At 71.6% G+C, this 26,798-nt stretch carries 26 protein-coding genes and 1 other RNA gene; 13 read left to right on the top strand and 14 right to left on the bottom strand.

What is annotated here, in order from left to right:
• The first annotated feature begins 13 nt into the window (after positions 1 to 13).
• Both ABZ906_RS16200 and ABZ906_RS16195 read left to right on the top strand, forming a co-directional pair.
• Entirely contained in the window at positions 14 to 1,204 is a 1,191-nt protein-coding gene (locus ABZ906_RS16200; RefSeq protein WP_361382445.1) for a lipid-transfer protein, read from the top strand.
• Between the two features lie 121 nt (positions 1,205 to 1,325).
• Positions 1,326 to 2,750 carry an MFS transporter gene (locus ABZ906_RS16195; protein ID WP_361382442.1) on the top strand — a complete coding sequence of 475 codons (1,425 nt, stop codon included), beginning with the start codon at positions 1,326 to 1,328 and terminating at the stop codon, positions 2,748 to 2,750.
• A gap of 194 nt (positions 2,751 to 2,944) precedes the next feature.
• On the opposite strand, the gene ABZ906_RS16190 is transcribed toward ABZ906_RS16195, so the two are convergent.
• From ABZ906_RS16190 to ABZ906_RS16175, 4 genes are all read right to left on the bottom strand, one after another.
• Entirely contained in the window at positions 2,945 to 3,550 is a 606-nt protein-coding gene (locus tag ABZ906_RS16190; protein ID WP_361198691.1) for a response regulator transcription factor, read from the bottom strand.
• The gene (locus tag ABZ906_RS16185) at positions 3,547 to 4,698 is read right to left on the bottom strand and encodes a sensor histidine kinase (protein ID WP_361198800.1); all 1,152 of its coding nucleotides are present in this window, start codon (positions 4,696 to 4,698) and stop codon (positions 3,547 to 3,549) included. The genes ABZ906_RS16190 and ABZ906_RS16185 overlap by 4 nt, the downstream gene beginning before the upstream one ends.
• A 131-nt stretch (positions 4,699 to 4,829) precedes the next feature.
• The gene (locus tag ABZ906_RS16180) at positions 4,830 to 5,552 is read right to left on the bottom strand and encodes an ABC transporter permease (protein WP_361382439.1); all 723 of its coding nucleotides are present in this window, start codon (positions 5,550 to 5,552) and stop codon (positions 4,830 to 4,832) included.
• On the bottom strand, positions 5,552 to 6,487 hold the full coding sequence (locus tag ABZ906_RS16175) for an ABC transporter ATP-binding protein (protein ID WP_361382436.1): 936 nt from the start codon (positions 6,485 to 6,487) through the stop codon (positions 5,552 to 5,554). Before ABZ906_RS16175 ends, ABZ906_RS16180 begins: the two co-directional genes overlap by 1 nt.
• A gap of 290 nt (positions 6,488 to 6,777) precedes the next feature.
• Here ABZ906_RS16175 and ABZ906_RS16170 point away from each other — a divergent pair, with 290 nt between their 5' ends.
• From ABZ906_RS16170 to ABZ906_RS16160, 3 genes are all read left to right on the top strand, one after another.
• On the top strand, positions 6,778 to 7,632 hold the full coding sequence (locus tag ABZ906_RS16170; RefSeq protein ID WP_361382433.1) for a MaoC/PaaZ C-terminal domain-containing protein: 855 nt from the start codon (positions 6,778 to 6,780) through the stop codon (positions 7,630 to 7,632).
• Positions 7,633 to 7,711: 79 nt separating this feature from the next.
• Positions 7,712 to 8,788, top strand: coding sequence for a Zn-dependent alcohol dehydrogenase (locus tag ABZ906_RS16165; RefSeq protein ID WP_361382430.1), 1,077 nt, complete (start codon positions 7,712 to 7,714; stop codon positions 8,786 to 8,788).
• 17 nt (positions 8,789 to 8,805) lie between these two features.
• The gene (locus tag ABZ906_RS16160) at positions 8,806 to 9,759 is read left to right on the top strand and encodes a 3-oxoacyl-ACP reductase (protein WP_361382427.1); all 954 of its coding nucleotides are present in this window, start codon (positions 8,806 to 8,808) and stop codon (positions 9,757 to 9,759) included.
• Between the two features lie 105 nt (positions 9,760 to 9,864).
• Here ABZ906_RS16160 and ABZ906_RS16155 read toward each other — a convergent pair whose 3' ends face one another.
• Positions 9,865 to 10,032, bottom strand: coding sequence for a hypothetical protein (locus tag ABZ906_RS16155; RefSeq protein WP_361382424.1), 168 nt, complete (start codon positions 10,030 to 10,032; stop codon positions 9,865 to 9,867).
• A 62-nt stretch (positions 10,033 to 10,094) separates the two neighbouring features.
• Entirely contained in the window at positions 10,095 to 11,177 is a 1,083-nt protein-coding gene (locus ABZ906_RS16150; RefSeq protein WP_361383229.1) for a hypothetical protein, read from the bottom strand.
• 272 nt (positions 11,178 to 11,449) lie between these two features.
• On the opposite strand from ABZ906_RS16150, the gene ABZ906_RS16145 reads away from it, so the two are divergent.
• From ABZ906_RS16145 to ABZ906_RS16130, 4 genes are all read left to right on the top strand, one after another.
• A complete protein-coding gene (locus tag ABZ906_RS16145; RefSeq protein ID WP_361382421.1) occupies positions 11,450 to 12,520 on the top strand; it encodes an iron-siderophore ABC transporter substrate-binding protein in 1,071 nt (356 codons plus the stop codon).
• A gap of 89 nt (positions 12,521 to 12,609) precedes the next feature.
• Positions 12,610 to 13,461: a Nif3-like dinuclear metal center hexameric protein gene (locus tag ABZ906_RS16140; protein WP_361198669.1), complete on the top strand. Its 852-nt coding sequence runs from the start codon at positions 12,610 to 12,612 to the stop codon at positions 13,459 to 13,461.
• Positions 13,457 to 14,200, top strand: a complete 744-nt coding sequence (locus ABZ906_RS16135) for a C4-type zinc ribbon domain-containing protein (RefSeq protein ID WP_361383226.1) — start codon at positions 13,457 to 13,459, stop codon at positions 14,198 to 14,200. The genes ABZ906_RS16140 and ABZ906_RS16135 overlap by 5 nt, the downstream gene beginning before the upstream one ends.
• A gap of 54 nt (positions 14,201 to 14,254) precedes the next feature.
• The gene (locus ABZ906_RS16130) at positions 14,255 to 15,466 is read left to right on the top strand and encodes a bifunctional RNase H/acid phosphatase (RefSeq protein ID WP_361383223.1); all 1,212 of its coding nucleotides are present in this window, start codon (positions 14,255 to 14,257) and stop codon (positions 15,464 to 15,466) included.
• Between the two features lie 435 nt (positions 15,467 to 15,901).
• Here the strand turns inward: ABZ906_RS16130 and eda are convergent, their stop codons facing one another.
• Together eda and yaaA are read right to left on the bottom strand one after the other, a co-directional pair.
• Positions 15,902 to 16,540, bottom strand: a complete 639-nt coding sequence (gene eda / locus ABZ906_RS16125) for a bifunctional 4-hydroxy-2-oxoglutarate aldolase/2-dehydro-3-deoxy-phosphogluconate aldolase (RefSeq protein ID WP_361382419.1) — start codon at positions 16,538 to 16,540, stop codon at positions 15,902 to 15,904.
• Positions 16,541 to 16,619: 79 nt separating this feature from the next.
• Complete coding sequence (gene yaaA, locus ABZ906_RS16120; RefSeq protein WP_361382416.1) at positions 16,620 to 17,420, bottom strand: peroxide stress protein YaaA; 801 nt, start codon at positions 17,418 to 17,420, stop codon at positions 16,620 to 16,622.
• A 396-nt stretch (positions 17,421 to 17,816) separates the two neighbouring features.
• On the opposite strand from yaaA, the gene ABZ906_RS16115 reads away from it, so the two are divergent.
• On the top strand, positions 17,817 to 19,259 hold the full coding sequence (locus ABZ906_RS16115; RefSeq protein ID WP_361382412.1) for an RNB domain-containing ribonuclease: 1,443 nt from the start codon (positions 17,817 to 17,819) through the stop codon (positions 19,257 to 19,259).
• Between the two features lies 1 nt (position 19,260).
• Here ABZ906_RS16115 and ABZ906_RS16110 read toward each other — a convergent pair whose 3' ends face one another.
• Entirely contained in the window at positions 19,261 to 20,178 is a 918-nt protein-coding gene (locus tag ABZ906_RS16110; protein ID WP_361382409.1) for a hypothetical protein, read from the bottom strand.
• Positions 20,175 to 21,002, bottom strand: coding sequence for a MerR family transcriptional regulator (locus ABZ906_RS16105; protein WP_361383220.1), 828 nt, complete (start codon positions 21,000 to 21,002; stop codon positions 20,175 to 20,177). Before ABZ906_RS16105 ends, ABZ906_RS16110 begins: the two co-directional genes overlap by 4 nt.
• 203 nt (positions 21,003 to 21,205) lie before the next feature.
• On the opposite strand from ABZ906_RS16105, the gene ABZ906_RS16100 reads away from it, so the two are divergent.
• Complete coding sequence (locus tag ABZ906_RS16100) at positions 21,206 to 21,784, top strand: Uma2 family endonuclease (RefSeq protein WP_361383217.1); 579 nt, start codon at positions 21,206 to 21,208, stop codon at positions 21,782 to 21,784.
• 55 nt (positions 21,785 to 21,839) lie between these two features.
• An RNA gene (gene rnpB, locus ABZ906_RS16095) (RNase P RNA component class A) lies at positions 21,840 to 22,251 on the top strand.
• 18 nt (positions 22,252 to 22,269) lie between these two features.
• Here the strand turns inward: rnpB and ABZ906_RS16090 are convergent.
• Positions 22,270 to 22,923 carry an endonuclease/exonuclease/phosphatase family protein gene (locus ABZ906_RS16090; protein WP_361383214.1) on the bottom strand — a complete coding sequence of 218 codons (654 nt, stop codon included), beginning with the start codon at positions 22,921 to 22,923 and terminating at the stop codon, positions 22,270 to 22,272.
• Positions 22,924 to 23,310: 387 nt separating this feature from the next.
• Entirely contained in the window at positions 23,311 to 24,249 is a 939-nt protein-coding gene (locus tag ABZ906_RS16085; protein ID WP_361382407.1) for a glutaminase, read from the bottom strand.
• A 215-nt stretch (positions 24,250 to 24,464) separates the two neighbouring features.
• On the opposite strand from ABZ906_RS16085, the gene ABZ906_RS16080 reads away from it, so the two are divergent.
• Positions 24,465 to 24,974 carry a hypothetical protein gene (locus ABZ906_RS16080; protein ID WP_361383211.1) on the top strand — a complete coding sequence of 170 codons (510 nt, stop codon included), beginning with the start codon at positions 24,465 to 24,467 and terminating at the stop codon, positions 24,972 to 24,974.
• A gap of 54 nt (positions 24,975 to 25,028) precedes the next feature.
• Here the strand turns inward: ABZ906_RS16080 and ABZ906_RS16075 are convergent, their stop codons facing one another.
• Positions 25,029 to 25,763, bottom strand: a complete 735-nt coding sequence (locus ABZ906_RS16075; RefSeq protein ID WP_361382404.1) for a hypothetical protein — start codon at positions 25,761 to 25,763, stop codon at positions 25,029 to 25,031.
• Between the two features lie 123 nt (positions 25,764 to 25,886).
• Positions 25,887 to 26,660: a class I SAM-dependent methyltransferase gene (locus tag ABZ906_RS16070; RefSeq protein WP_361382401.1), complete on the bottom strand. Its 774-nt coding sequence runs from the start codon at positions 26,658 to 26,660 to the stop codon at positions 25,887 to 25,889.
• Positions 26,661 to 26,798: the final 138 nt, after the last annotated feature.

Here is a 26,798-nt window from a genome sequence, read left to right as displayed (position 1 = left end):
AAGGAGCCGGACAGTGAAGGCGTACATAGTCGGCGTCGGCATGACGAAGTTCGAGAAGCCCGAGACGCGGGACTGGCAGTACTGGGACATGGCGAAGGAGGCGGGCACCAAGGCGCTCGACGACGCCGGGATCAGTTACGAGGACGTGGAGCAGGTGCCGGTCGGCTACTGCTTCCAGGCCTCGACGGCGGGCCAGCGGGCCGCGTACGAACTGGGCCTGACCGGCGTCCCCGTCTACAACGTGAACAACAACTGCGCGACGGCGTCGACCGCGCTGATGATGGCGCGGCAGTTCGTCGAGGGCGGCATCAACGACTGCGTCCTCGCGCTGGGCTTCGAGAAGATGGCGCGGGGCGCGCTCGGCGGCGGCTCGGACGGCGGCGACTTCAAGACGTCGCCGGTCGCCCGGCACTACGGCGTGATGGCGGCACGGCATGGCTTCGAGATGACCCCGCCCACCGCCCAGATCTTCGGCAACGCGGCGCGCGAGCACATGGAGAAGTACGGCATCAGTGAGGCGCAGCTCGCCGCCGTGGGCGCCAAGAACCACCGGCACTCGGTGCACAATCCCTACGCCCAGTTCCAGGACGAGTACACGGTCGACGAGATCCTCGCCGCCAAGACCATCCACCGCCCGCTCACCAAGCTCCAGTGCTCGCCCACGTCGGACGGGTCGGCCGCGGCGGTGGTGGTCTCGGAGCGTTTCGTGGAGCGGCACGGCCTCCAGGACCGCGCCGTGGAGATCGCCGCGCAGGCGATGACGACGGACACGGGGGAGTCCTTCGACTCGGGCTCGTGCATCGACGTCGTGGGGCAGCCGATGTCGAGGGCGGCGGCGCGGCAGGTGTACGAGAGGTCGGGGCTCGGCATCGAGGACGTCGACGTGATCGAGCTGCACGACTGCTTCTCGATCAACGAACTCCTCACCTACGAGGCCCTTGGCATGTGCGCGGCGGGCGAGTCGGGGAAGCTCGTCGAGAGCGGGGCGACGACCTACGGCGGGCAGTGGGTGGTGAACCCGTCGGGCGGCCTGATCTCCAAGGGACACCCGCTCGGCGCGACGGGCATCGCTCAAGTGGCCGAGCTCACCTGGCAGTTGCGGGGTGAAGCGGACGCACGCCAGGTGGCGGGGGCACGGGTGGGCCTCGCGCACAACATCGGGCTCGGGGGAGCGGCGGTGGTGACGCTGCTGCGCAAGGGATAGGGGACCGACCGGGGCACCTCGGGGGGCGGAAGGTGGCCGTGGGTCCTAGGACCCACGGCCGAGAATCTTTGCGCCGAAACCCCGATGCACGGGGCATGCAATCCCTGAGAACATTCCCGTCATGGTCCAAACGCCCCCCGACACTTACATAGCCGCGACCGCGCGGAAGCCCGCCCCCGTATGGGCGGTGCTGCTCGCCGCCTGCGCCGGGCAGTTCCTGGTCGTCCTCGACGTGTCGGTGGTGAACACCGCGCTGCCCTCCATGCGGTCAGACCTGGGCATGAGCGCGGTCGGACTGCAATGGGTGGTCAACGCGTACTCGATCGCCTTCGCCGGTTTCATGCTGCTCGGCGGGCGGGCCGGTGACCTCTTCGGCCGCAAGCGGATGTTCCTGGTCGGGCTCGGTCTCTTCACGGTGGCGTCGCTCGCGGGCGGGCTCGCGCAGGCCGAGTGGCAGCTGCTCGTGGCGCGGGCCGTGCAGGGCCTCGGCGCGGCGGTCCTCGCCCCGTCCACCCTGACGATCCTCACCTCGGCCGTGCCCGAGGGGCCCGCCCGGATACGGGCGATCGGCACCTGGTCCGCGGTGGGCGCGGGCGGCGGCGCCGCGGGCGGTCTCGTCGGCGGTGTCCTCACCGACCTGCTCTCCTGGCGCTGGGTGCTCCTGATCAACGTGCCGATCGGCGCTCTCGTCGTCGTCGCGGGCGTGGCCTGGCTGACCGAGAGCCGGGCGGGTGAGGCGCGCCGGCTCGACGTGCCGGGCGCGGTGCTCGTGACGGCGGGGCTCGCGACGCTCGCGTACGGGATCGTGCAGACGGAGGAGAAGGGCTGGACGGCCGCGGCGACTCTGGTGCCGCTGGCCGCCGGGCTCGTGCTGCTCGGCCTCTTCCTGCTGGTCGAGGCGCGTACGAAGGTGCCGCTGATGCCGCTCAAGCTGTTCCGGGTGCGGTCCGTTTCGGCGGCGAACGCGGCGATGTTCGTGTGCGGCGGCGGGATGTTCGCCATGTGGTTCTTCATGACGCTGTACGCGCAGAACGTCCTCGGCTACTCGGCCCTGAAGGCGGGCCTCGCGCTGATCCCCTCCTCGCTGACGATCGTCTTCGGCTCGAAGCTGGCGCCCCGCCTGATGCGGGTGCTCGGGGCGAAGAACGTGTCCGTGCTCGGGATTCTGGTGGCCGCGGCGGGGTTCGGCTGGCAGTCCCTGATGACCGCCGACGGCGACTACGTCACTTCGATCATGCTGCCCGGCATCGTGATGATGTTGGGCGCGGGGCTCGCCACGACCCCGCTTGCCTCCCTCGGCACCTCGGGGGCGGACCCGCAGGACGCGGGCCTGGTCTCGGGGCTCATCAACACCTCACGGACGATGGGCGGGGCGCTGGGCCTCGCGGTCCTGTCCACTGTCTCCGCTTCGCGGATGGGGGGCTCGACGACTCCGGAGGCGCTGACGTCCGGGTACGCGATGGCTTTCCGGACGAGCGGTTGCATTCTGCTGGCCGGGGTCCTTGTGCTGCTGCTGTGGATGCCGCGGGACAGTTCTAAGCGTTAACTTTCCCCAACCCCGCCCCTTCCCGAAAACCCGCTGGCGCGGGGGCCTTGTGCGTACGGTCATCACCGGCTTCGCCGAGTTCGTCCTCAAACGCCGGATGGGCTGAATCTTCCAGCCGTCCGGCGTTTGAGGACGCCCCGGCGCAGCCGGTTTTCGGGAAGGGGCGGGGTTGGGGAAAAAGTCCTCTGGGTCGGCTAAAGCCAGCCTCGCTGTCTCGCCTCCCGTACCGCCTCCATCCGGTTCCGCGTCCCCGTTTTCCCGATCGCCCCCGAGAGATAGTTCCGCACCGTCGACTCGGAGAGGTGCAGCTTCGACGCGATGTCGGCGACCGTCGCTCCGTCCACGGAGGCCCGCAGGACGTCCGCCTCCCGCGCCGTCAGCGGACTGGGCCCCGCGCTCAGGGCCGCCGCCGCAAGGGCGGGGTCGATCACCGTCTCCCCCCGCAGCGCCTGCCGGATCGCCTCCGCGAGATCCTCCACGGGACCGTCCTTGACCAGGAACCCCACCGCCCCCGCCTCCATGGCCCGCCGCAGATAGCCGGGTCTGCCGAAGGTCGTGAGGATGAGGACCCGGCACTCGGGGCACTCCTCCCGCAGCGCCGCCGCCGCGTCGATCCCGCTGATCCCCGGCAGCTCGATGTCCAGGAGCGCCACATCGGGCCGGGAGTTCAGCGCCGCGTCCACGATCTCGTCGCCCGCGCCGACCTGCGCGACGACCTCGATGTCCTCCTCCATGCCGAGCAGCAGCGCGAGGGCGCTGCGCATCATGCCCTGGTCCTCGGCGAGCAGGACTCTGATCATGGGGTGCGCTCCTCCACAACGTGACCGGTGCCGACCTCGGTGACCGGCAGCTCCGCCGTGACCCGGAAGCCGCCGCGCGGTGCGGGGCCGGACTCCAGGGAGCCGCCCGCCGCCGCCAGGCGTTCGGCCAGGCCCTTCAGCCCGCTGCCGGGCGTGGTCGAGCCTACGCCGCGTCCGTCGTCGGTGATCAGCAGCCGAGTCCGTTCGGCGGTGCCGCTCACCTCGATCTCGCAGCGGGTCGCCCCGGAATGGCGTACGACGTTGGTGGCGCACTCGCGGACCACCCAGCCGAGCAGCGCCGCCGTCTGCGGGGCGAGCGGCGGACCCGACTGGCGTACGACCGCATCGATGCCCGCCGCGTCCAGGAGGTCGCGCGCCCGGTCGAGCTCCGTGGCGAGGCTGCCCTCGCGGTAGCCGGTGACCGCCTCGCGGATCTCGGTCAGGGCCTGGCGGCCGACGGACTCGATGTCGGAGACCTGGCCGAGCGCCGCCTCCAGGTCGCGCGGGGCGAGACGGCGCGTGGCCTCCGCCTTGACCACGATCACCGAGAGCGTGTGGCCGAGCAGGTCGTGCAGGTCCCTGGAGAAGCGAAGGCGTTCCTTCTCGACCGCGGTGCGCGCCAGCTCCTCACGGGTGGTGCGCAGCTCCTTGACCGTCTCGGAGAGGGCCAGGATCGCCGCCGTCACCATGACGGAGAGGAACGTGCCGTACGCGATGCCCGCCGCGTCCCAGCCGTCCTTGAGCCCGCCGACCACCGCCGCCGCGATGCTCAGGGCGAACCCCGCGGGAACCAGCTGCTTGCCCCGCAGGACCGATCCTGTCGCCAGGCCGAGCAGCGGGAAGAACATCAGCCAGCTGCCGCCGTACCCGATGGCGAGGGCGAAGGTGACCGCGGTCAGGCCGAGCAGCGAGTACTTGGTGGCGCGCGCCTCGCGGGCCTGCCTGGTGAAGGCGCGGAACACCACGCTGATGTAGAGGGAGTTGAAGGCGAGCAGCCCGATGCCGGCGAGCCAGGGGTTGCCCGTCTTGCCCTGGAGGAGGTTGGAGAAGGAGCCCATGCCCATCAGGAGCCAGGGCAGCATCGCGAAGCCGTTGGGCGGGCCCAGGTCCTCGGGCTTGCTGCGGCCCGACTTCTCCTGCGCCCGCATCTCGGCGAGCTGCTCCTTGCTGCTGTGCTTCCATCCCGCGAGACGTGTGTGCCTCTGCCAGAAGTTCTTCGCCGGCATTGCTTCTCCTGTCGCGCCGTGGCGCATCGTCGAGGTCGTCATGCGGTGCCTCGTCATACCGTCCGCGCAGCCCGGCGGTACGAGATCACAGCGTACGAACCGAAGGCGAGCAGCCATGCGGCAAGCACCGCGACCGTGCCGAAACCGATGCCGCCGCCGTCCGTCACGGAGGTGCCGAGCTGGGCGAAGCGGTGCGTGGGCGTGTAGTCGGAGAGGGCGCGCAGCCAGCCGGGGAACAGGTCGACGGGGAACCAGAGGCCGCCGAGCACCGCGAGCCCCAGATTGCAGGCCGTGTTCACCACACCGGTGGTCTGCGCGGTCAGCCGGTAGCCGTTGCCGAGCCCGAGCATCGTGAAGGGCAGCGAGCCGAGCCAGAGCAGCACCGCGGCCGCCGCCCACTGCCAGGCCGCCAGGCGTACGCCGTTGACCAGGCCGCCCGCGGCGAACACCGCCACGATCGCCGGGAGCACGGTCACCACACCGGTCAGGGCCCGGCCCGTCACGACCTCGCGCGGCGTCATGGGCGTGACCCGCAGCTGCCGCAGCCAGCCGATCGTCTTGTCCTCGGCGACACCGGTCCCGGTGTTCAGGGCGGCGATCACGGCCCCGTACGCGGCCATGCCGATCATCGACGTCGTCCTCCACTCCTCGTAGTCCGAACCACCGCCGATGTTGGTGAAGAGGAGATACATCAGGACCGGGAGGCCGATGCCGCCGATCATGAAGCCGACGTCGCGGAGCGTTCTGCGCACTTCGAGCCTGGCGTAGGCGAACATCACACGGCCTCCGTGGTGAGCGGGGTGAGCGGGGAGCCAGGGGCGGTCAGGGCCAGGAACGCCTCGTCGAGCGAGGCGGCGGTGACTTCGAGGCCGCGTATCGCGCCGAGTTCCGCGAGCGCGATCACCGTGGCGTCCGAGTCCTCCGTACGCAGCCGTGCCCGGTCCCCGCGCACCTCGACGGAGACCACGCCGGGCAGCAGCGTCAGGCCCTCGGTGCCGCGCCCGGCCAGGTCGAAGGAGACGGTGCTGCCGCCCGCGGACCGCTTGACCTGCTCGCCGCTGCCGTCGGCGACGATCCGGCCGTGGTCCATGACGACGATCCGGTCGGCGTGCCGGTCCGCCTCCTCCAGGTAGTGGGTGGAGAACAGGACGGTGTGGCCGCGCCGCGCGTAGGCCCGCATCGACGCCCAGAACTCCTGCCGCGCCTCCACGTCGAGAGCGGCGGTCGGCTCGTCGAGGACGATCAGCGAGGGATTCCCTGCGAGGGCGAGCGCGAACCGCACCCGCTGCGTCTGGCCCCCGGACAGCTTGTCGACGCGCCGCCCGGCGAGATCCTCGATCCCGGCGAGCACGAGGGCCTCGCCGACCGGCAGCGGCGCCGGATAGCGCCCGGCCACGAAGGAGACCAGTTCACGCACGGTGACCCGCGGGACGAGGCGGCCCTCCTGGAGCATGGCGCCCACGTGCCCGGCGCCCACGGCATCCCCGGGCGGCCCGCCGAAGAGCTCCACGCGGCCGGTGTCGGGGTCGTCAAGGCCGAGCAGGAGGGAGATCGTCGTCGACTTGCCGGCGCCGTTGCGGCCCAGCAGGGCCACGGTCTCGCCCCGGCCGATCTCCAGGTCGACCCCGTCGACCGCGCGCAGCGCGCCGAAGGCCTTGACCACGCCGGTGAACGCCACGGCCCGCTCGGCGCCGGTAACTGTCTTCGTCATGGCTATGACGCTACGAACCGGGGGCGGGGAGGCGGCAGATGCGGTTGTACGGACTGCGCCGGTACAAATGTCACACGGTGATCGACTGCCTTGCCGCGCCACATATCTGACGTGACGTCAGGAGTCTTCACAACTACCGGACGCTCGGCTATACATGGGATCGCCGGACTGGAACGCGTTCTAGAACGGGCTCCTCCGGCCCTGTTGCGACCTCGGTGCGACCGACGGTGCGGACGGCCGCACCGAGGTCTTCAGACAGTTGTCGGACCGGCCAAGGAGCTGCCAACCACATGCCCATCGACGCCGCGAAAGCACTGGCCGCGGAGCCCCGGTCGGCCGAGATCGGCTGGGATCACAAGGACATCCAGCTCTACCACCTGGGCCTGGGCGCGGGCACCCCCGCCACCGACCTCGACGAGCTGCGCTACACCCTGGAGTCGAAGCTGCACGTCCTGCCCAGCTTCGCGACCGTCGCGGGCGCCGGCATGGGCGTCGTCGGCGGACTCTCGGCGCCCGGCATCGAGGTGAACCTGGCCGCGGTCCTGCACGGCGGCCAGAGCATCACGCTGCACCGCCCGATCCCGGTCAAGGGCAAGGCCGTCACCACCTCCAAGGTGGCCGCCGTCTACGACAAGGGCAAAGCCGCGATCCTCGTGCTGCGCACCGAAGTCGCCGACGAAGACGGGCCGTTGTGGACCAGCGACGCCCAGATCTTCGTACGCGGCGAAGGCGGATTCGGCGGCGAACGCGGCCCCTCCACCCGCCTCCCGGCACCCGAAGGCGAGCCCGACAAGACCGTCGAGCGGGCCGTCCGCGAGGACCAGGCGCTGCTCTACCGCCTCTCCGGCGACTGGAACCCGCTGCACGCCGACCCCGAGTTCGCCAAGCTCGCGGGCTTCGACCGGCCGATCCTGCACGGTCTGTGCACCTACGGCATGACGCTCAAGGCCGTCGTCGACACGCTGCTCGGCGGCGACGTGTCGCGCGTGCGCGGCTACAGCACCCGTTTCACCGGGATCGTCTTCCCCGGCGAGACCCTGCGCATCCGGATGTGGCGCACCGAGGGCCGGATCCAGGTGGCGGTCACGGCGGTCGAGCGGGACGACGCCCCGGTCCTCGCCGACACGATCGTCGAGCACACCTGACGCCACGGACACGCCGGAAACCACGGACGCACCGGAAGCCAGGGACACGCCTGAATCTTCGTACGAGAGGAGCCGCACCATGCGCGCAGCCGTACTGCATGAGATAGGCCAGGACAAACTAGAGGTCCTCGACGACGTCGAGCCGGTGGGCTTCGGCCCCGGCAAGGTGAAGATCCGGGTGCGGGCGACGGGCCTGTGCCACTCCGACGTCTCCGCGATGAACGGCGTCCTGCCGCAGCCCGCGCCGTTCATCCCCGGCCACGAGGGCGCGGGCGAGATCGTCGACGTCGGCGACGGCGTGAGCGGGCTCAGCCGGGGTGACCGGGTCCTGGTGTGCTGGCTGCCCGCCTGCGGCACGTGTCCGGCGTGCAAGCGCGGCCAGAGCCAGCTGTGCCTGGCCGGGTTCATGAACGCGGGCACGCCCAACTTCAAGCGCCCCGGCGGTGATGTCTTCGGCTTCGCGGGCACGGGGACGTTCACCGAGGAGGTCGTGGTCGACGCGGGCTGCGCCGTGCCGATCCCGGACGACGTGCCCTTCGACATCGCGGCGCTCATCGGCTGCGGGGTGACGACGGGGCTCGGCGCCGCCATCAACACCGCCGACGTGAAGGCCGGTTCGTCGGCCGCCGTCATCGGCTGCGGCGGCGTCGGCATCTCCGCGATCCAGGGCGCGCGGCTCAAGGGCGCCGCGCAGATCGTCGCCGTCGACCCCGTCCAGTCGCGCCGCGAGGCCGCGCTGCGGTTCGGCGCGACGGAGGCGGTCGCACCGGACGCGCTCGAAGACGCCAAGCAGCGGATCACCGGGGGCGAGGGCTTCGACTACGTCTTCGAGGTCGTCGGCAAGTCCGCCACCGCCCGCACCGCGTACGAGACGACGCGACGCGGCGGCACGCTGTGCGTCGTCGGCGCGGGCGCCATGGACGACCACCTCCAGCTGAACATGTTCGAGCTGTTCTTCGACGAGAAGAAGATCCTGCCGTCCATGTACGGCGGCGGTGACGTCCTGCAGTCCTACGAGCGGGCCATCGCCCTGTGGCGCGCGGGCCGGATCGACCTGGAGAGCATGATCACCCACCGGGTGCCGCTCTCCGAGATCAACGAAGCGCTTGACCAGATGCGTACGGGCGTCGCGCTGCGTACGTGCATCGAGATCTGAGAGGACTTCGATCCCTGATGGCACAGCCATTGCCGCGGCCGCTGGACGGTTTGGCCGCGATCGTGACAGGAGCGGGCCGGGGCCTGGGGCGTGCGGAGGCCCTGGAACTCGCCCGGCTCGGGGCGAGCGTCGTCGTCAACGACTTCGGACAGCCCGGCCGGGACGGCTCGGGCGAGGCGTCGGCGGCGCCCGCCGAGGAGGTCGCGGCCGAGATCCGGGCGGCGGGCGGACAGGCAATCGCGCACCTGGGCGATGTCGCGGACCACGAACAGGCACGCGAGCTGGTCCGGTTGGCGGTCGACACGTACGGCAAGCTCGACATCCTGGTCAACAACGCGGGCATCCTGCGGGACCGGATGATCTTCTCGATGAGCGAGAGCGAGTGGGACTCGGTCATCCACGTCCACCTCAAGGGCCACTTCAACACGACGCACTTCGCGTCCGCGCACTGGCGCGAACGCTCCAAGGCGGCGGGCGGGCCGGTGTACGGCCGGATCGTCAACACCTCGTCGGAGGCGTTCCTCGCGGGCTCGGCCGGTCAGCCGAACTACGCGGCGGCCAAGGGCGGCATCGTCGGCCTGACCACGTCGAGCGCGCTGGCACTCGGCAAGTACGGGGTGACGGCGAACGTCATCTGCCCGCGGGCCCGGACGCGGATGACGGAGGACGTCTTCGCGGGCTTCCAGGAGCCGGGGGACGGCGAGCTGGACGCGCTCGCTCCCGAGCATGTGGCCCCGCTGGTGGGCTACTTGGCCTCGCCCGCGGCGGCCGGGGTCAACGGCCAGTTGCTGGTGGTCCACGGCGGGATGGTGGCCGTGGTCGAACGCCCCAAGGTGGCGGCGAAGTTCGACACGTCCAAGGGCGTCTTCACGTACGAGGAACTGGACGGGGCCCTGTCCCCTTATTACGCGGACCGCCCCCCGAACGAGACCTTCGCGGCGTCTGAGGTGCTGGGCCTGAAGCGGGATTAGCCGATACGCAGACGCCGGACGGGCTGGATATTCCAGCCCGTCCGGCGTTTGAGGACGAACTCGGCGAAGCCGGTGATGAGGGCGCCTACAAGGCCCCCGCGCCAGTCAGTTCTCGTCGCCCTGCCGACGGTGCCGGCCCTGCGGCGTCCCTGCCTCGTCATGCTCGGCCACCGGCCCCCGGTGCTTGCCCGCACCGGAGGTGTCCGCCGCCTCCCGCGGCTCGGGATTCCGCTCGGAATTCGTGCGGATCTCGGTCTCCGTCAAAATACTCACCCCGTATAACCGGTAATTCCGTTAACTCTGTAAAGAAGATCGTTCGGTGTGGCCGGGCGAGTCTAACCAACCGCCCCGCGCCCGGTGAGAGGCGCCTGCTGCAACGGAACGGGCCGCGCGGCGACCGGCGCGGGCACCTCCGCCGGAGCGGGAAGTTCCACCGGGAGTTCCACCTCCTCGACCCCGCAGGGCACCGTTTCCGTCGCATACGGAAGACGCAGGGTTCCCTCCCGCGTCCACCACCCCGCACCGGCCAACCACCCTGCGGGCGCGGCCAGTTGATGGAGCCGCCGCTCGGCGGGACGCCAGATGCCGAGCCAGCTCCCCGCCGCCCCGTCGATCCGCAACGCCACCGCGCAGCTCTCCGGCATCAGCGTCTGCCCCGGCTGGATCGCGAACGGCGTCACCGCGACGTCGGGCAGGCGCAGGCACTCGGGGAAACGCACCGGACGCGTACCGCCGAGGACCCCCCAGCCGAGCCGCTCGTGCCCCGGCGCGTCCGAGCGGATCAGGAGCAGCCCGCTGTCGGCGTCCGCGAGCAGCAGCCGGTCGTCGCTCTCGTCGGCGATCTGCAGGAGGGGAGAGACCTCGCCGCCCCGCTCCAGATCCACCGCCACCGCCTTGACCCGCCCGCCCGACTCCCGGTCCAGGGCCAGCATCCGGCCCTCGCCGTCCAGCCAGACCCCGCCCGAACAGTGCCCCGGGATCTCGGCGACGTGCTCGGGCCCGAAGGCGCCGCCCGCCACCAGCCAGAGGGCCGTCGAGTGCGTGCCCACCGCGAGCGCGTAGGCCTGGCTGCCGACCGGCGAGGGCGGCAGCAGCGTGAGGCGGGACTCGCCGCACTCCACGGCACCCAGCGGCACCTCACCGGTCTCGGGGCCCGTCGGGTACAGGAGAGCGAACAGGTGACGGCGGTCGGCGACGCGGTGGATCAGGACCCTCCCGTCGGCCATCGGGAGCACCTCCGTGCCGGGCTCCTCCGGCTGGTTGCCGGGCAGCGGCACCGCATAGGGCTCGGGGGAGTCGAGGGTCCAGCGCTCGGGGAACCAGGAACCGCCGGTGTGGCTGAGACGGGCGGCGTACGCGCCGTTCGCGGTGAACACCAGGGGCGTCGCGGGGGCCGGGCGGGACGTCGGCGCGGTCATGGGCGCGGTCAGATTCTCGGGCTCAAGCGTGGGCGCTGTCATGGGGGGTACCTCCGGGCCACGAAGCTAGTTTTCGTACGCACTGCCGTGGCACCTGTGGACGCCCGCTTCACACAGAAGGGTGGCGATGTACCGATTCGCCTGAGGGGGTGGGGGTGGTTGTGCTGCGCGGGAGGCGCGCGCTTAAAGTAAGGCGAACCTAAGTGGTTGGGGAGCGGTCGGGCGGCACCCGCCGGGCGGCAGACCGACCAGCGCACCCCAGGAGCACGCCGATGTCCCCGTCCCCGCGGTCCGTACGATCCCCGCGATCCCCGAGATCCCGCCGCCACCGTGCCACCACGGCCCTGGCCCTCGCCGTGGCCGGGGCTCTCTCCCTCGCGGCCTGCGGGTCCGGCGACAGCTCGGGCACCTCCGACGACGGGAGCGGCAGCAAGGCCGTGGCCCAGGGCGGCGACGACTTCTCCAAGGCCGCCGAGCAGACCGCGAAGATGGGCACCACGGCCAAGCCGGGCGAGTTCCCGCGCACCATCGCGCACGCGCGCGGCAAGACCGAGCTGAAGGCCCAGCCCAAGCGGGTCGTCGTGCTGGACGTCGGCGAACTCGACAACGTCGTCTCGCTCGGCGTCAAGCCCGTCGGCTATGCCCCCACCGAGGGAGACGACGGCATCCCCGGCTACCTGAAGAAGGACGCGGGGGACCCCAAGAACGTCGGCACGATCAACGCCCTCAACCTCGAAGCGATCGCGAACCTCAAGCCGGACCTCATCCTCGGCAGCGAACTGCGCGCCGCCAAGCTCTACCCGCAGCTCTCCCAGATCGCCCCGACCGTCTTCTCCATCCGCCCCGGCTTCACGTGGAAGGAGAACTACCTCCTGAACGCCGCCGCGCTCGACAAGACCGCCAAGGCGAAGACGGAGCTCGCCGCGTACGAGAAGAAGGCGAAGTCCCTGGGCGGCGACATCGGCGGCGACAAGCCGACCATCACGATGCTCCGCTACATGCCCGACCGCGTCCGCCTCTACGCGAAGGCGTCCTTCATCGGCACCATCCTCGACGACACCGGCCTGCCCCGCCCCAAGAACCAGCAGGTCAACGACCTCGCCACGGAGATCAGCACCGAGAAGATCGACGACGCCGACGCCGACTGGATCTTCACCGGCGTCTACGGCGACGCGAAGAAGACGGGCCGCTCCGAGGCCGAGAAGAACCCCCTGTGGAAGAAGCTCGACGCGGTCAAGGCCGGGCAGGCGAAGGACGTCCCGGACGAGACCTGGTACCTGGGCCTCGGCGTGACGGCGGCGAACGAGGTCCTGGGCGATCTCAGGGGCTTCCTCGTCAAGTAGGGTGCGAGGCGGTACGCGCCGGGTGGGCGGCCGGTAGCAGTACGTAAGCCATGGCCAGTGGGGCGCAGAGGGCAGGTAGCCTTTCCTCTGTGCCCCGTCTGTCTGAAGTCATCGCCGCCCTCGACGCCCTGTGGCCCGCCGAACTGGCCGAGAGCTGGGATGCGGTCGGCACCGTCTGCGGAGACCCCGACGCGGAGGTCTCCCGTGTCCTCTTCGCCGTCGACCCCGTCCAGGACATCGTCGACGAGGCGGTGAAGCTGGGCGCCCAACTCCTGGTCACGCACCACCCGCTCTATCTGCGCGGCACGACGACGGTCTCGGCCGGCACCTTCAAGGGCCGCGTCGTCCACGACCTCATCAAGAACGACGTCGCGCTGCACGTCGCCCACACGAACGCCGACCGCGCCGATCCGGGCGTCTCCGACGCCCTCGCGGGCGCGCTCGACCTCCGGATCGTCCGTCCCCTCGTACCGGACCCGGCAGACCCGCGGGGCCGCCGCGGTCTCGGCCGGATCTGCGAACTCGAACACCCCCTGACGCTCCGGGAACTCGCCGCCCGCGCGGCCGAGCGGCTGCCCGCCACCGCGCAGGGCATCCGGGTCGCGGGCGACCCCGAGCAGCTCGTCCGCACCCTCGCGGTCAGCGGCGGCTCCGGCGACAGCCTCTTCGACGACGTACGCGCGTCCGGCGCGGACGCCTTCCTCACCGCGGACCTGCGCCACCACCCGGTGTCCGAGGCCCGCGCGCAGACCCCGCTCGCGCTGCTCGACGCCGCGCACTGGGCCACCGAGTGGCCGTGGTGCGAACTGGCCGCGGCACAGCTCGATCAGATCTCCGACCGTCACGGATGGGGACTTCGCGTCCACGTCTCCAAGACGGTCACCGACCCCTGGACCGCCCACGCGGCCTCGACTACCGACACAACAGGAGCCCCCCATTAACGCCGCGCCCGCCGACCAGATCCGACTCCTCGACGTCCAGGCACTCGACGTACGCCTCCAGCAGCTGGCGCACCGCAAGAAGTCCCTGCCCGAGCACGCCGAGATCGAGTCCCTGAACAAGGACCTCGCGCAGCTGCGCGATCTGCACGTCGCCTCGACGACCGAAGAGAGCGACTGCGCCCGCGAGCAGACCAAGGCGGAGCAGGACGTCGACCAGGTGCGCCAGCGCGCCAACCGCGACCAGCAGCGTCTGGACTCGGGCGCCGTGACGTCCCCCAAGGACCTGGAGAACCTCCAGCGCGAGATCGCCTCGCTCGCCAAGCGCCAGGGCGACCTGGAGGACGTGGTCCTCGAGGTCATGGAGCGCCGCGAGTCCGCCCAGGAGCGCGTCTCCGAGCTGGCGGAACGTGTCTCCTCCGTCCAGTCGAAGATCGACGACGCGACGGCACGGCGTGACGCGGCCTTCGAGGAGATCGACGGCGAGTCCGCCACGGTCACCAAGGAGCGCGAGGTCGTGGCGGGTTCGGTCCCGGCCGACCTGCTCAAGCTCTACGACAAGCTGCGCGACCAGCAGGGCGGCGTCGGCGCGGCCAAGCTCTACCAGCGGCGCTGCGAGGGCTGCCGCCTCGAGCTGAACATCACCGAGGTGAACGAGGTGAAGGCGGCGTCCGCGGACACGGTCCTGCGGTGCGAGAACTGCCGCCGCATCCTGGTGCGCACGTCCGAGTCCGGCATCTAGGGGCAGGGAGCCTTGTCCGTGTCGTCCGTGCCGTCCGTGCCGTCCGTGTCGTCCGTGCGGGAGTTCATCGTCGAGGCCGACGGCGGGTCGCGGGGCAACCCGGGGCCCGCGGGCTACGGCGCGGTCGTCATCGACGCGGCCACGGGGGAGACCCTGCGGGAAGCCGCCGAGTACATCGGCGTCGCGACGAACAACGTCGCCGAGTACAAGGGGCTCGTGGCCGGCCTGAAGGCGGCGCACGAACTCGACCCGGCCGCCTCGGTCCACGTCCGCATGGACTCCAAGCTCGTCGTCGAGCAGATGTCGGGCCGCTGGAAGATCAAGCACCCGGACATGAAGCCCCTCGCCGCCGAGGCCGCGCGGGTCTTCCCGCCGGACCGGGTCACGTACGAGTGGATCCCGCGCGAGAAGAACAAGCACGCGGACCGTCTCGCCAACGAGGCGATGGACGCGGGCAAGCGGGGCGAGCAGTGGGTGGCGTCGGAGTCGACGGCGGAACTGGACGCGCAGGACGCGAGGGCCGCGCGGGCCGCGGGGGCCGTGGGGCAGGCCTCCGAGCCCTCGGGTGCCGATGACGCCCGCGCCGCGGGCAACGTGGCGGCCGCTCAGGTGCCGTCCGTCGGCTGGGCGGCACCGGCCGACCTCGGCGCTCCGGCGACCTTTGTGCTGCTGCGGCACGGCGAGACCGCGCTGACGCCGCAGAAGCGCTTCTCCGGCAGCGGCGGAACCGACCCCTCCCTCTCCGAGATCGGTCGGGAACAGGCCGAGCGTGCGGCGGCGGCGTTCGCCGTGCGCGGCACGATCCAGGCGATCGTCTCCTCGCCGCTGAAGCGCTGCCAGGAGACCGCGCAGGCCGTCGCCGCCCGCCTCGGCCTCGACGTACGCATCGAGGACGGGCTGCGCGAGACGGACTTCGGGGCCTGGGAGGGCCTCACGTTCGGCGAGGTGCGGGCGCGTCAGCCCGATGAGCTGAACGCGTGGCTCGCCTCGCCGGAAGCGGCACCGCCGGGCGGTGAGTCCTTCGCCGAGGTGGCCGTGAGGGTGTCCGCCGCGCGGGACCGTCTGGCCGCCGAGTACGCGGGCCGCACGGTCCTCCTGGTCACCCACGTCACCCCGATCAAGACCCTGGTACGCCTGGCACTGGGCGCACCCCCGGAGTCCCTGTTCCGCATGGAACTCTCGGCGGCGTCGGTCTCGGCGGTGGCGTACTACTCCGACGGCAACGCATCGGTCCGCCTCCTGAACGACACGTCACACCTGCGGTAACGAACGGATCCCCTGCAGCTGCGTCGTGGCTGCCCGCGCAGTTCCCCGCCCCCCTACGGGCGCCGCAGCCTCGCCCCCGCAAGGGGCGCGAGGAACGACGCGCTGAACCACGAACCACCCGCAGAGGCCAACGCACCTCCGGGCCCCGCAGGGGCGCGAGGAACGGCGCGACCAGCCGCGACGCACCCGCAGAGGCCAGCGCAGCTTCGGGCCCCGTAAGGGGCGCGGGGAACGGCGCGCTCACCACGAAGCACCCGCAGGATTCAGCGCACCTTCGGCCCCGCAGGGGGCGCGGGGAACGGTGCGCTCAACCACAACGCACCCGCAGAGGCCAGCGCACCTCCGGCCCCGTAAGGGGCGCGGGGAACTGCGCGATCAGCCGCAACGCACCCGCAGAAACGCACCCACCCAAGGCCCAGGGGCCAGGGGCCAGCATCAGCCCAGCGCAGCGGCCTCGCGGGCCAGAGTCTCGATCCGGCCCCAGTCCTTCGCCGAGACCGCGTCAGCGGCCAGCATCCAACTGCCCCCCACACAGCCCACGTTCGGCAGGGCAAGGTACGACGGCGCGGACGCGAGGCCGATACCGCCCGTAGGGCAGAAGCGGGCCTGCGGCAGCGGCCCCCCGAGCGACTTGAGATAGGCGGTACCGCCCGCCGCCTCAGCCGGGAAGAACTTCATCTCCCGCACGCCCCGCTCAAGCAGCGCCACGACCTCGGACGTCGTAGAGACACCCGGCAGGAACGGCACCCCGGACGCCTTCATCGCGGCCAGCAGCGTGTCCGTCCAACCGGGGCTGACCAGGAACCGGGCCCCGGCGTCCACGGACTCCTCGACGCCCCGGGGCGAGATGACCGTACCCGCGCCCACCACCGCGTCCGGCACCTCGGCCGAGATGGCCCGGATCGCGTCCAGCGCGGCGGGTGTCCGCAGCGTCACCTCGATCGCGGGCAACCCGCCCGCGACAAGCGCGCGCGCCAACGGCACGGCGTCGGCGACGTCCTCCACGACGACTACGGGAACGACGGGGGCGAGATCGAGCACGGAGCCGGAGGCCGCGGCGGAGGGGGAAGTCATGGGAGCATCCTGCCTCGCCCCACGCAGCATGCGCAAAGGGCGTTGCGCATGCTGCAATCAAGGCCGTAATCCGGGAACGTCAGTGGATCTCCCGCACCACCACGTCGAGCGCCCACGCCCGACCCGCCTTCGCGGGCACCTCGGCCTCCACCACGTGCCCGAGATCCCGCAGAGCCTCGACCAGCTCGGCCGGGCCCTTCGGCTGCGCGCCGGTCTCCAGCAGGGAGCGCACGATCCGTCCCTTCGTCGCCTTGTTGAAGTGCGAGACGACGGAGCGCTTCTCGACTCCGTCGACCATCTGCGCGTGCAGCACCCGTACCGTCGCCGTCCGGTCGGCGACCTCGCCCTTCGGCTTCCACGCCGCCGCGTACGCCGACGACCGCAGGTCCAGTACGAGTCCGTCGCCCGCCGCTTCCGGCATCGCCGAGGCCATCGGCGTACGCCAGTAGGCGCCGAGTGCGCCGAGGCCGGGCAGCTTGACGCCCATCGAGCAGCGGTAGGAGGGGATGCGGTCGGTGATGCCGACGGCGCCCCAGAGCCCGGAGAACACGAGCAGCGAGCGGGCCGCGCGGCGCTTGGCGGCGGCGTCCAGGGTGGCGAGGCCCAGGGCGTCGTAGAGGACACCGGTGTAGATCTCGCCCGCGGGGCGCGCGCCCGCCGTACGGAGCTCGGCGTTCTTGGCGACCTCGCCGCGCAGGCCCTCGCTCAGGCCGAGCACGTCACGGGCCTTCTCCTCGTCCGCCACGCAGAGGTCGACCAACTCGTCGAGAACCGCCTTCCTCGCGTCCGCGAGCGCCGGCAGGGAGAGCGACTCCGGCTTCAGGGGGGCTCCGCGGCCGGAGGGCGCCTTGCCTTCGGAGGGCGGCAGCAGGACGAGCATGGTTCTCCTTCGGAGGGCAACGGGGTGGGGGATGCGGCCCCGCGCCAGGGTAATCGCCCCGGGGAACGGGATCCGCCTGCGGCGGCGCGTGACGCACCGCGCCGGGGCGTGCCGCACCGCGTCGAGCCCGGCGGCGGTGCTCGCTGCCGCCCCTGCGCGGCGGCGCGTGACGCCTTGCCGTCCGCACACCCGGCAGCGGGTGCTCACGTCCGCACACCCGGCAGCGGGTGCTCACCTCCGCCGCCCGGCGGCGGGTCTCCCGCCCGCCCGCATGCCCGCCCGCACGACTGAGTGGTGCGCGAGAGCCGTACGCAGACCTCTGCCCCCTCCGCGGCGCGCGTCCCGCCCCGCTCCCTCCACCGTGCCGCCCCGCCCCCCGCGGCCTACGCTCGACCCATGCCACGTCGTCATCTCAGCGTGACCGGCGCAGCCGAAGCTCCGTTGCGGGGTGTGCTGCGGGAACTGCGTGCGAAGTTGGACGTTCCCGGGGAATTCCCGCCGGACGTTCTCGCCGATGCCGAGCGGGCCCTCGCCGCGCCACGGCTTCCCGCGTACGACGCCACCGGCATCCCCCTCTTCACCATCGACCCGCCCACCTCCGTCGACCTCGACCAGGCCATGCACCTCTCGCGGCGGGAAGACGGCGGCTTCCGGGTGCGGTACGCCATCGCCGACGTCGCCGCGTACGTCACGCCCGGCGCCCCGCTCGACGCGGAAGCCCACCGGCGGGTCACCACCCTCTACTTCCCCGACGAGAAGGTGCCGCTGCACCCCACCTCGCTGAGCGAGGGCGCGGCCAGCCTCCTGCCGGGGCAGGACTGCCCGGCGGCCCTGTGGACCATCGACCTCGACGCGGAGGGCCGCACCGTCGCCGCCGACGTACGCCGCGCCCTCGTCCGCAGCCGCGCCAAGCTCGACTACGACGGCGTGCAGAAGGCCATCGACGGCGGCACCGCCGAAGAGGCACTCGCGCTGCTCGCCGACATCGGGCGGCTGCGCGAGCAGTTGGAGGTCGAGCGCGGCGGCATCTCCCTCAACGTGCCCGAGCAGGAGATCGTCGAGAGGAACGGGTCGTACGAACTCGACTTCCGCGCCCCGCTCCCCGCCGACGGCTGGAACGCCCAGATCTCCCTGCTCACCGGCATGGCCGCCGCCGAACTGATGATCCAGTCGGGCAACGGCATCCTGCGCACCCTGCCCACCGCCCCCGACGGCGCGGTCGGCAGGCTCCGCCGCACCGCGAAGGCCCTGCACATCGATTGGCCGCACCACGTCCCGTACGCCCGTCTTGTCCGTTCCCTCGACCCGCGCCTGCCGCACCACGCCGCGTTCCTCCAGGAGTGCACGACGCTGCTGCGCGGCGCCGGTTACACCGCGTTCAGCGGCGGCGAGGTCCCCGAGCTCACCACGCACGCCGCCGTCGCCGCGCCCTACGCCCACTGCACGGCCCCGCTGCGCCGCCTCGTCGACCGTTACGCCGCCGAGCTGTGCCTGGCGGCTGCCGCCGGCGATGAGCCGCCGGAGTGGGTGCTCGCCGCGCTGCCCGAGCTGCCCAAGGAGATGGCGGACGGGACCCGGCGCGGCAACACCGTGGAGCGCGAGTGCGTGGACCTCGTCGAGGCCGCGCTGCTCGAGGACCGGGTCGGCGAACTCTTCGACGCGGTGGTGGTGGACGTCCAGGAGCGTGCGCCCGACGTCGGCACCGTCCAGTTGACCGACCCCGCGATCGTGGCCCGCATCGAGGGCGGCACGGGCGGCCTCCCGCTGGGGGAGCGGCTGCGGGTGCGGCTCACACAGGCTGATCCAGGGTCGGCGAAGGTGCGGTTCGCGCCCGCGTGAGCTACGGGGTCTGCTGGAGTTCCGGGGCCTGCTCGATCTCCCGGGACTGCTCGTTCTCCGGGGACTGCTCGTTCTCCGGGGCCTGCCTGAGCTCCGGGGCCTGCCTGAGCTCCAGGGCCTGCTTGAGCGCGGCCCGCAGCTTCTCCCGCTCGTCGGAGTGCAGCCGTACCGTCGTCACCTGCTGCTTCTTGCCGAGCAGTCCGACCGCCGTGACGGGCTCCGTCAGCTCCAGGGTGAGGGAGGTCTGCGCGGCGACGGGCAGGTCGAGCACCCCGTCGGCGGGCTCGTGCGTGAAGCGCCGCTCACCGCTGACCGATGCGATCCGCTCCAGCGGTATCAGCAGATCCCGGTGGGCGCCCTTGCGTACGCGCAGCGCGTCGGCGGAAAGGACGTGCGGCCGGGTCACGGACGCGGCGTGGATGCCGAGCATCAGCACCACGCTGTAGACGTCGACGAAGAGCGTCACGGCGTGGACGGTGGGCCAGTTCCGCAGCAGCACGGCAAGACCCACGGTCTCCACGACGGAGACGAAGACGATGCCGTACATCATCGCGGCCTGATCGCGGGCGTGCCCGAACGCCAGGTCCCCCTGCCGTACGCCGTGCCGCCTTCGGGTCACCCACAGAGCGAGACTGCCGAGCACCCGCAGCTCGTGCCCGACGATCCTGCGCACCGGCTCCGGCACGACCTCCCTGACCGCCGCGCTGCCGCCCCGCCGGTACAGGACGGCGAGTCCCGTGACCTCGACGAGGAGAAGCGTCACGGCGACGGTCTCCACGCCCAGGAGCACGTCAGAGGGGAGCGAGACCCCCGCCAGCAGCAAGGTGAGGAGGACCAGTTCGGCGGGTATGAGCACCCAGGCGATACCCCGCAGCAGTCCGTGCAGTCCGTGTAGTCCGTGCAGTCCACGGCCTCTCATCGTGCACCCCTTTCCATGAGCAGCCGCATCCCGCGGCGTACGGCCTCCGCCTGCGCGGGCGCGAAGTCGGCGAAGAAGGCTTCGAGGAACCGGTCGTCGCCGCCCCGGCCGAGCCCGTCGGCCACCGCCTGCACGCCCTTCGCGTCCAGGTCGTCCAGGAGGGAGTCGGGCAGCGCGTCGGCGAGCGCGCGGGCGGCCTCGTCGACGGCCGCCTGCGTGCGCGGATCGGCGAGGTCGGTGTCCGCGAGTTCGTCGAGCAACCGGTACACCTCGTTCGCGCGCTCCACCGCCCCCGGCGTGGCCAGCGCGGGCCGCATCGCCGCAAGGAGCCTGTCCCGGTCCTCCGGCGGCGCGGTCGTGTCGATGACAGCCAGCAGCTCCCGGTCCCTCGCGGCCATCACGGACTCGGGCCCCTCGCGTTCGGCGGTGGAGCGGGCCACCTCGGCGAAGAATTCGCCCAGTTCGGGGGAGACAGGCCCCTCGGCGGACAACACCCCGCGCTTCGCGCCGTCGAGCAGCACCCGCAGCCGCTCCCGCCGCTCACGGATCGCGTCCTCCTGCCGGGCGAGGTCGGCGTCAAGCTCGCCGAGCACCTCGACCAGCTCGCGCCCCGCGTCGTCCGCGAGCACGTCCCGCACCTCGGCGAGCCCGAGCCCGAGCTCGGTGAGCCGCCGGATCCGCGCGAGCACGACGGCGTGCCGAAGCCCGTACGCCCGATACCCGTTGGCCCGCCGCTCGGGCTCGGGAAGCAGCCCGAGATGGTGATAGTGCCTGATGGTCCGCGTAGTGACCCCGACAATCCCGGCAAGCTCCCCGATCCGCATCCCGCTCGTCCCGTTCATGCCCCCCAGTAGAAACGTTGACGCTGCGACAAGGTCAAGCGGCGCGGGCCGGGACCCGCCGGGCGGGCGAAGCCTGACGTCCGCCCGTGTACCCGCACTTCGATCGAGGGAATACCTCCCGATCTCTCGGGCGGCGGATCAATAGATGTCCCAGTCTGGCTAGCGACCGCGGAAGGGGCGTCACCATTACTGCCAAGGCACACGAGCAGCTCACGCATGCGGAGGTCCTCCTGGAGGGCTTCCTCGCCTTTGACACCCCGGAGGGTTTCCGGGCGGAGTTGATCGAGGGGGAAATTGTCGTGACGCCGCCGCCGGACGGGGATCACGAGCACTGCATCAGCCTGATCGTGAGCCAGGTGATCAGGCGATCCAGAACAGACATGCAGTTCTCCGGGAACAAGGGCCTGAAGCTGAAGAGCGGGGATGCCTGCCCGGAGAATCACGCGATCCCGGACGGTACGTTCGTCCCCGGAGAGCTGAGGCTCTTCCGCGGAGCCGAGCCATGGATGCCCTGTGCGGGCGTCTCCCTGGTGGCCGAAGTCACGGGCGCCAAGCCGCAGGCGGACCGCGAAGCCAAGCGCCGCTGCTACGCCCGTGGCGGCATTCCGCTCTACCTGCTCATCGACCGCGAGGGCTCCTCGGTGACGCTGTTCCGCGACCCGGAGGGGGATGACTACCGCGAGCACTGCACGCTCCCCTTCGGCAAGGCGATGGCCCTCCCCGAGCCGTTCGGCTTCGAGCTGGAGACCGCGGAGTTCGACTGAGGATCCGCGGCGCGGAGCTGCGGCGCCCGGCGGGTAGCATGGGCGGCACGGCAGACGAGCCGGGCGGACGGTCGCGTGGAGTCTCCCTCACCAGGGGGTCTTCCCGAGGAACGTCCGGGCTCCACAGGGCAAGGTGGTGGCTAACGGCCACCCGGGGTGACCCGCGGGACAGTGCCACAGAAAACAGACCGCCGGAGACCGTAAGGCCTCCGGTAAGGGTGAAACGGTGGTGTAAGAGACCACCAGCGCCTGAGGTGACTCAGGCGGCTAGGTAAACCCCACCTGGAGCAAGGTCAAGAGGGGCCTCGGAGACGGGGCCCTGCGCGGATGATCGAGGGCTGCCCGCCCGAGTCCGCGGGTAGACCGCACGAGGTCCGCAGCAATGCGGACCCTAGATGGATGGCCGTCTCCCCGGCCGCCGCGAGGCGACCGGGCGACAGAACCCGGCGTACAGCCCGACTCGTCTGCCCCTTTCCGCAGGCCCCTCAGGGCAAAATCGCCAGTGTGGCGATCACTGCCCTGTGGTCCGTGCCGGGGATTGTTCGTTCGGCTACCGAGATGCCCGCCAGGCCCGAGCCGTGCAGGACGTGGTCCAGGTGCAGCAGGGGTGGGAGGAGGCTCTTGTTGGCCGGCCAGGTGCGGGGCCAGCCTTTGCCGAGTTCGGCGTGCGTGTCCTTGAGGCCGCCCGATGCGAGCAGGTCGCGCATCGGGGCGTGGTCCGTGGATGCGTTGAAATCGCCCAGGAGCACCGTGTCGGGGCCGCTGTCGCGGGCGACGGTGGTGAGCGCGGTCATGTCCCTGGCCCAGCGGTCCGCGTCGCCCAGTGGGTAGTACGTGTGTACCGCCACCAGCCGCACCGCGCGTCCGCCGACCCTCACTTGTGCGGCCGTCTGCGGCCAGGCCGTGTCCGCCTTCAGGGGGCCGCCGTGCGTCAGCGGAAGCCGGGAGTAGAGCGAGGAGTCGTTCTCGGGGTGCAGTTCCTGGTGCGGCAGGACCTTGCCCAGGCCCGCCTCGGCGAGCGCGGTGATCCCGGCGGACGGCAGCTCCTGCACGGCCAGGACGTCTATGCGTTCCGACTTCACCAGCTCCACCAGCGCATGCGCGTCCCCCTGGCCCACATGGGTGTTGAGCGTGGCCACCCTCAACTCGGCCGCCTCCGCCGGGATGCGGCCCCTTGTGCGGTACGAAGCGCGGCACCAGCAGTACGACGTACGCGGCTGTGAGGAGTCCGGCGACGAGGAGCGGCCGGCGGGAGCGGAGGGCGGGGACGGCGAGCGCGGTGGCCAGGGTGAGGACGCTGAGTACGGCCACGTAGGGGAACAGGACAACGGGCACGGCGAGCGGGGTTCCCGCGTCCAGTCCCGCAAGGCGTACGACGAGCAGCAGGAACAGCAGGGCGAGCAGCGCGACGTACACGCCGTACGCGCTCCTTGCGAGCGGTCCCCGCCTGCGGCCGCGGCGGTCGGTGTCCCGCTTCCCGCCTGCGGTGCGGCGCGCGCCGGTGCGCGTGGATATGTTCGTCATCCTCAGAACACCGAGAGCCCCGTCAGCGTCGTGAACCGGTCGAGTGCCGCGACGCCCGACACCGAGTTGCCCCGCTCGTCAAGGCCGGGGCTCCACACACAGATCGTGCAGTGGCCGGGGACGACGGCGATGATGCCGCCGCCGACTCCGCTCTTGCCGGGCAGGCCCACGCGGTAGGCGAAGTCGCCCGCGGCGTCGTACGTCCCGCAGGTCAGCATGATGGCGTTGATCTGCTTGGCCTGCCTGCGGCTGAGCAGGCGGGTGCCGTCGGCGCGGATGCCGTGCCGGGCCAGGAAGCCGGTGGCCAGGGCGAGGTCGGCGCAGGACGCCTCGACGGAGCACTGGCGGAAATACTGGTCGAGGAGGACGGGGACCGGGTTGTCGATGTTGCCGTAGGCCGCCATGAAGTGGCCGAGCGCGGCGTTGCGGTCCCCGTGCGCGGACTCGGACGCGGCGACGGCTTCGTTGATGGCGAGCCCGTCGTTGCCGCTCTCCCGGCGCAGGAAGTCGAGCAGCGTGCCCGACGCGTCCTCGGTCTGCGTCTGGAGGCGGTCGGTGACGACGAGGGCGCCCGCGTTGATGAAGGGATTGCGGGGGATGCCGTTCTCGTACTCCAGCTGCACGAGCGAGTTGAAGGGGTTGCCGGACGGCTCGCGGCCCACGTGTTCCCACAGCGCGTCGCCCTCGCGCGCCAGGTCGAGCGCGAGGGTGAAGACCTTGGTGATGGACTGCGCGGAGAACGGCTGCCGCCAATCGCCCACCCCGTACACCCGGCCGTCCGGCTCCGCGACGGCCATGCCGAACCGGCGCGGGTCGCAGGCGGCGAGCGCCGGGATGTAGTCGGCGGGCCTGCCGCGCCCCGGCGTCTTCTCGATCTCGGCCGCGATGCGGTCGAGGACCGGCTGATAGGTCTGGGGCGAGGACGAGGTCATGATCGCCATTTTGCACCCGCGGTGCCGGGAGGGGGTCTCGGAGCGCGTGCGGTCGCGGCCGAAATTGGCCGGTGCATGTCAAGAATCATGGAGGCGCACCTTGTCACCTCATGGGGTCCGTGCCTCAATGAGCAGCGATCCGAGTTGCTGACTGCTCGTCAGTTACGACTCGAAGTCCCCCCGCATTCCCCCCCACTTGAAGGCAGGACCTCATGAGGCATGGCATGTACGCACTCGGCAGGCAGGGCAGATCCGGCTTCCTCCGGCACGGCGTCGGCAGGCTCGGTGCCGGGTCGGCGCTCGGCGTAGGCCTGGTCGCCCTGGGCGCGCTGGCGATGGCGCCCGCCGCCACCGCCGTCACCCCGGACACCGCGACCATCTCGTTCGACTGCGGGTCGTGGGGCTCGGGCTCGGCGACGCTCAAGGCCACCCAGGACGGGACCGCAGCGACCATCAGCGTCTCCACGACGGCGATCAGCGCCCCCATCGACATCGCCGCGAACTCGGTCGACTCCACGCTCACCCTCACCAAGAACGGCTCGGACACGGCGACCTTCACCGGCAGCTCCAACCCGGCCATCCCGGCCGGTGGCGAGGTGTCCACTGGCCCGCTCGACGGGACCGTCGCCGCCGGGGACAGCCTGGAGGGCAAGTCGCTCCAGGTCGTGGTACTCGGGATCACCGCGACCTGTAACGCCACATCGGCGCAGTCACCGGGGCCGTTCGTCTTCTGACGGAGCAAGCCGGTGCGGGGGCGGTGGCGCTCACTTCCGAGCGGCGCCGCCCCCTTAGCCCGTCTCCTCGGCCCCGGCCGCCAGCGGACGCCAGTACTGGTCCTTGCCCTCGTCCCGTACGACGTACCCCAGGCCCTGCATCGTCTCGCCGAGGTCCCGTACGTCCTCCCCGGCCTTGCTCTTCAGCGCGACCTTCCGTGCCGCGAGGACCGCGTGCGCCTCGGCGGGCAGGCCGGGGGCCCCGGGGATCCAGCGGCTGAACAGGGACGCGTGCGGGTCGGTGTCCCGCCACGGGTAGCCGTGCGAGCGGAACGCCTCGGCCAGGACCGGTGCCGCCGCCTCGTGGACGCCGCGCGCGAACTGGCGTGACGTCTCGTCCAGGACCACCAGGTTCTTGCCGTCCAGGAACACCGCCGAGACACGGGCGCGTTCGATGGTCCGTGTCCGCTCGTGCTGCTCGACCGCCAGCTCCTGGTTCGTCAGCTTCAGCTTCAGGGTCTCGGCCATCTCGGTGACCGCGATGAGCAGCCCGGCCACCAGACCGAGGCCCACCGCGATCGCCGTCTGCCACGGCTTGTCCAGCGAGCCGGCGAACTCGATGGGGTCCCGCCAGGGCAGTACCGGCGATTTGCTCAGCCACCGGGCGAGGGGCGGCAGGGCGAGGCCGAGCAGGAGGCCGAGGAGCGGCATGCCGATGACGATGGTCAGCAGGTCACGGCGCGGGTAACCGAGCACCGTCGTACGGTCCTTGCGGAGCGGTACGGGGCCGAGGCTCTCTTCGCTGGTCATGTCCCCGACGCTAGGCGGGCGGAGGGGTGCGGGGCAGCCGCCGAAAGTCGATGGGCGGCAGACTTCGGTCGGTATCCCGGCGGCCGACGGATGTCCACGGACCGGTGCGGGGCCGCGGCGGCCTCAGCTCACCGGCATCAAGGTCAGGTAGGCCAGGCCGAGCACGTCGCGGTAGCCCCGGAGCCAGGTGTTGCGCTGGCGGTCCGTCTTCTCGCGGGTCTCGGCGGCCAGCGGGTGGTCCGGGTGCGTGGCCAGCCACTCCTCCACGTCCGTGCGGTAGCCGGACTCGAAGTCCTCCCACTCCGCCGCGCTCGCCGTCTCCACCCACAGGGGGCGGAAGCCCGCGGAGATCGCCGCGTCCACGAGGTCGCCGAGGAAGAGATGTTCGCCCGCGTGGGCTTCTGGCCACATACCGGCGAGTTCTGCGGGGGTGGGCGTGCGCTGCCAGAAGCCCTCGCCGAGCACGACGCGGCCGCCGGGGCTCACCAGGCCGCGCAGCGCGCGCAGGGCCGCCTCGGTGTGGCCGGGCGGTTCGGCTGAGCTGAGCGCGTGGCTCGACCCCAGGCACAGGACGAGGTCGGCGGGGCCTCGGGTGGTGTCCGTGGCCGACTCCTCCACGAAGGAGACCCGGTCGGCAAGACCGCGCTCCTTGGCGTTGGCCCGTCCCCTGGCCAGGTCATCGGCCGACAGATCGACGCCCACGCCGGTGGCGTCCGGGGCCGCGTCGAGGACACGGAGCAGCAACTCGCCCCAGCCGCAGCCGAGATCAAGCACGGAGCCCGTGCCCGGCGCGACGCGCTCGACGATGCGTGCGGCCCGCGCCTCGGAGAGGGGGCCGTGGAAGGTGAGGCGGGTGAGGCGGGGCGGGAGGTCCGGGGCGGCGGTGGTTTCGGTCATGGGCGACGACGCTATCCCGGCAACTCCGGCAGGAGACAGCCAATTTCGACGTGGTGCGTCGCCGCCCCCTCGTACGGAAGCAGTGACGCAGTGATCGCGATCAAGCGGATTTGATCACATGTCCGTGGGGCATGCATC

Source organism: Streptomyces sp. NPDC046925 (assembly GCF_040644915.1).
Classification (GTDB): domain Bacteria; phylum Actinomycetota; class Actinomycetes; order Streptomycetales; family Streptomycetaceae; genus Streptomyces.
This window is presented reverse-complemented; position numbering and strand designations above follow the sequence as displayed.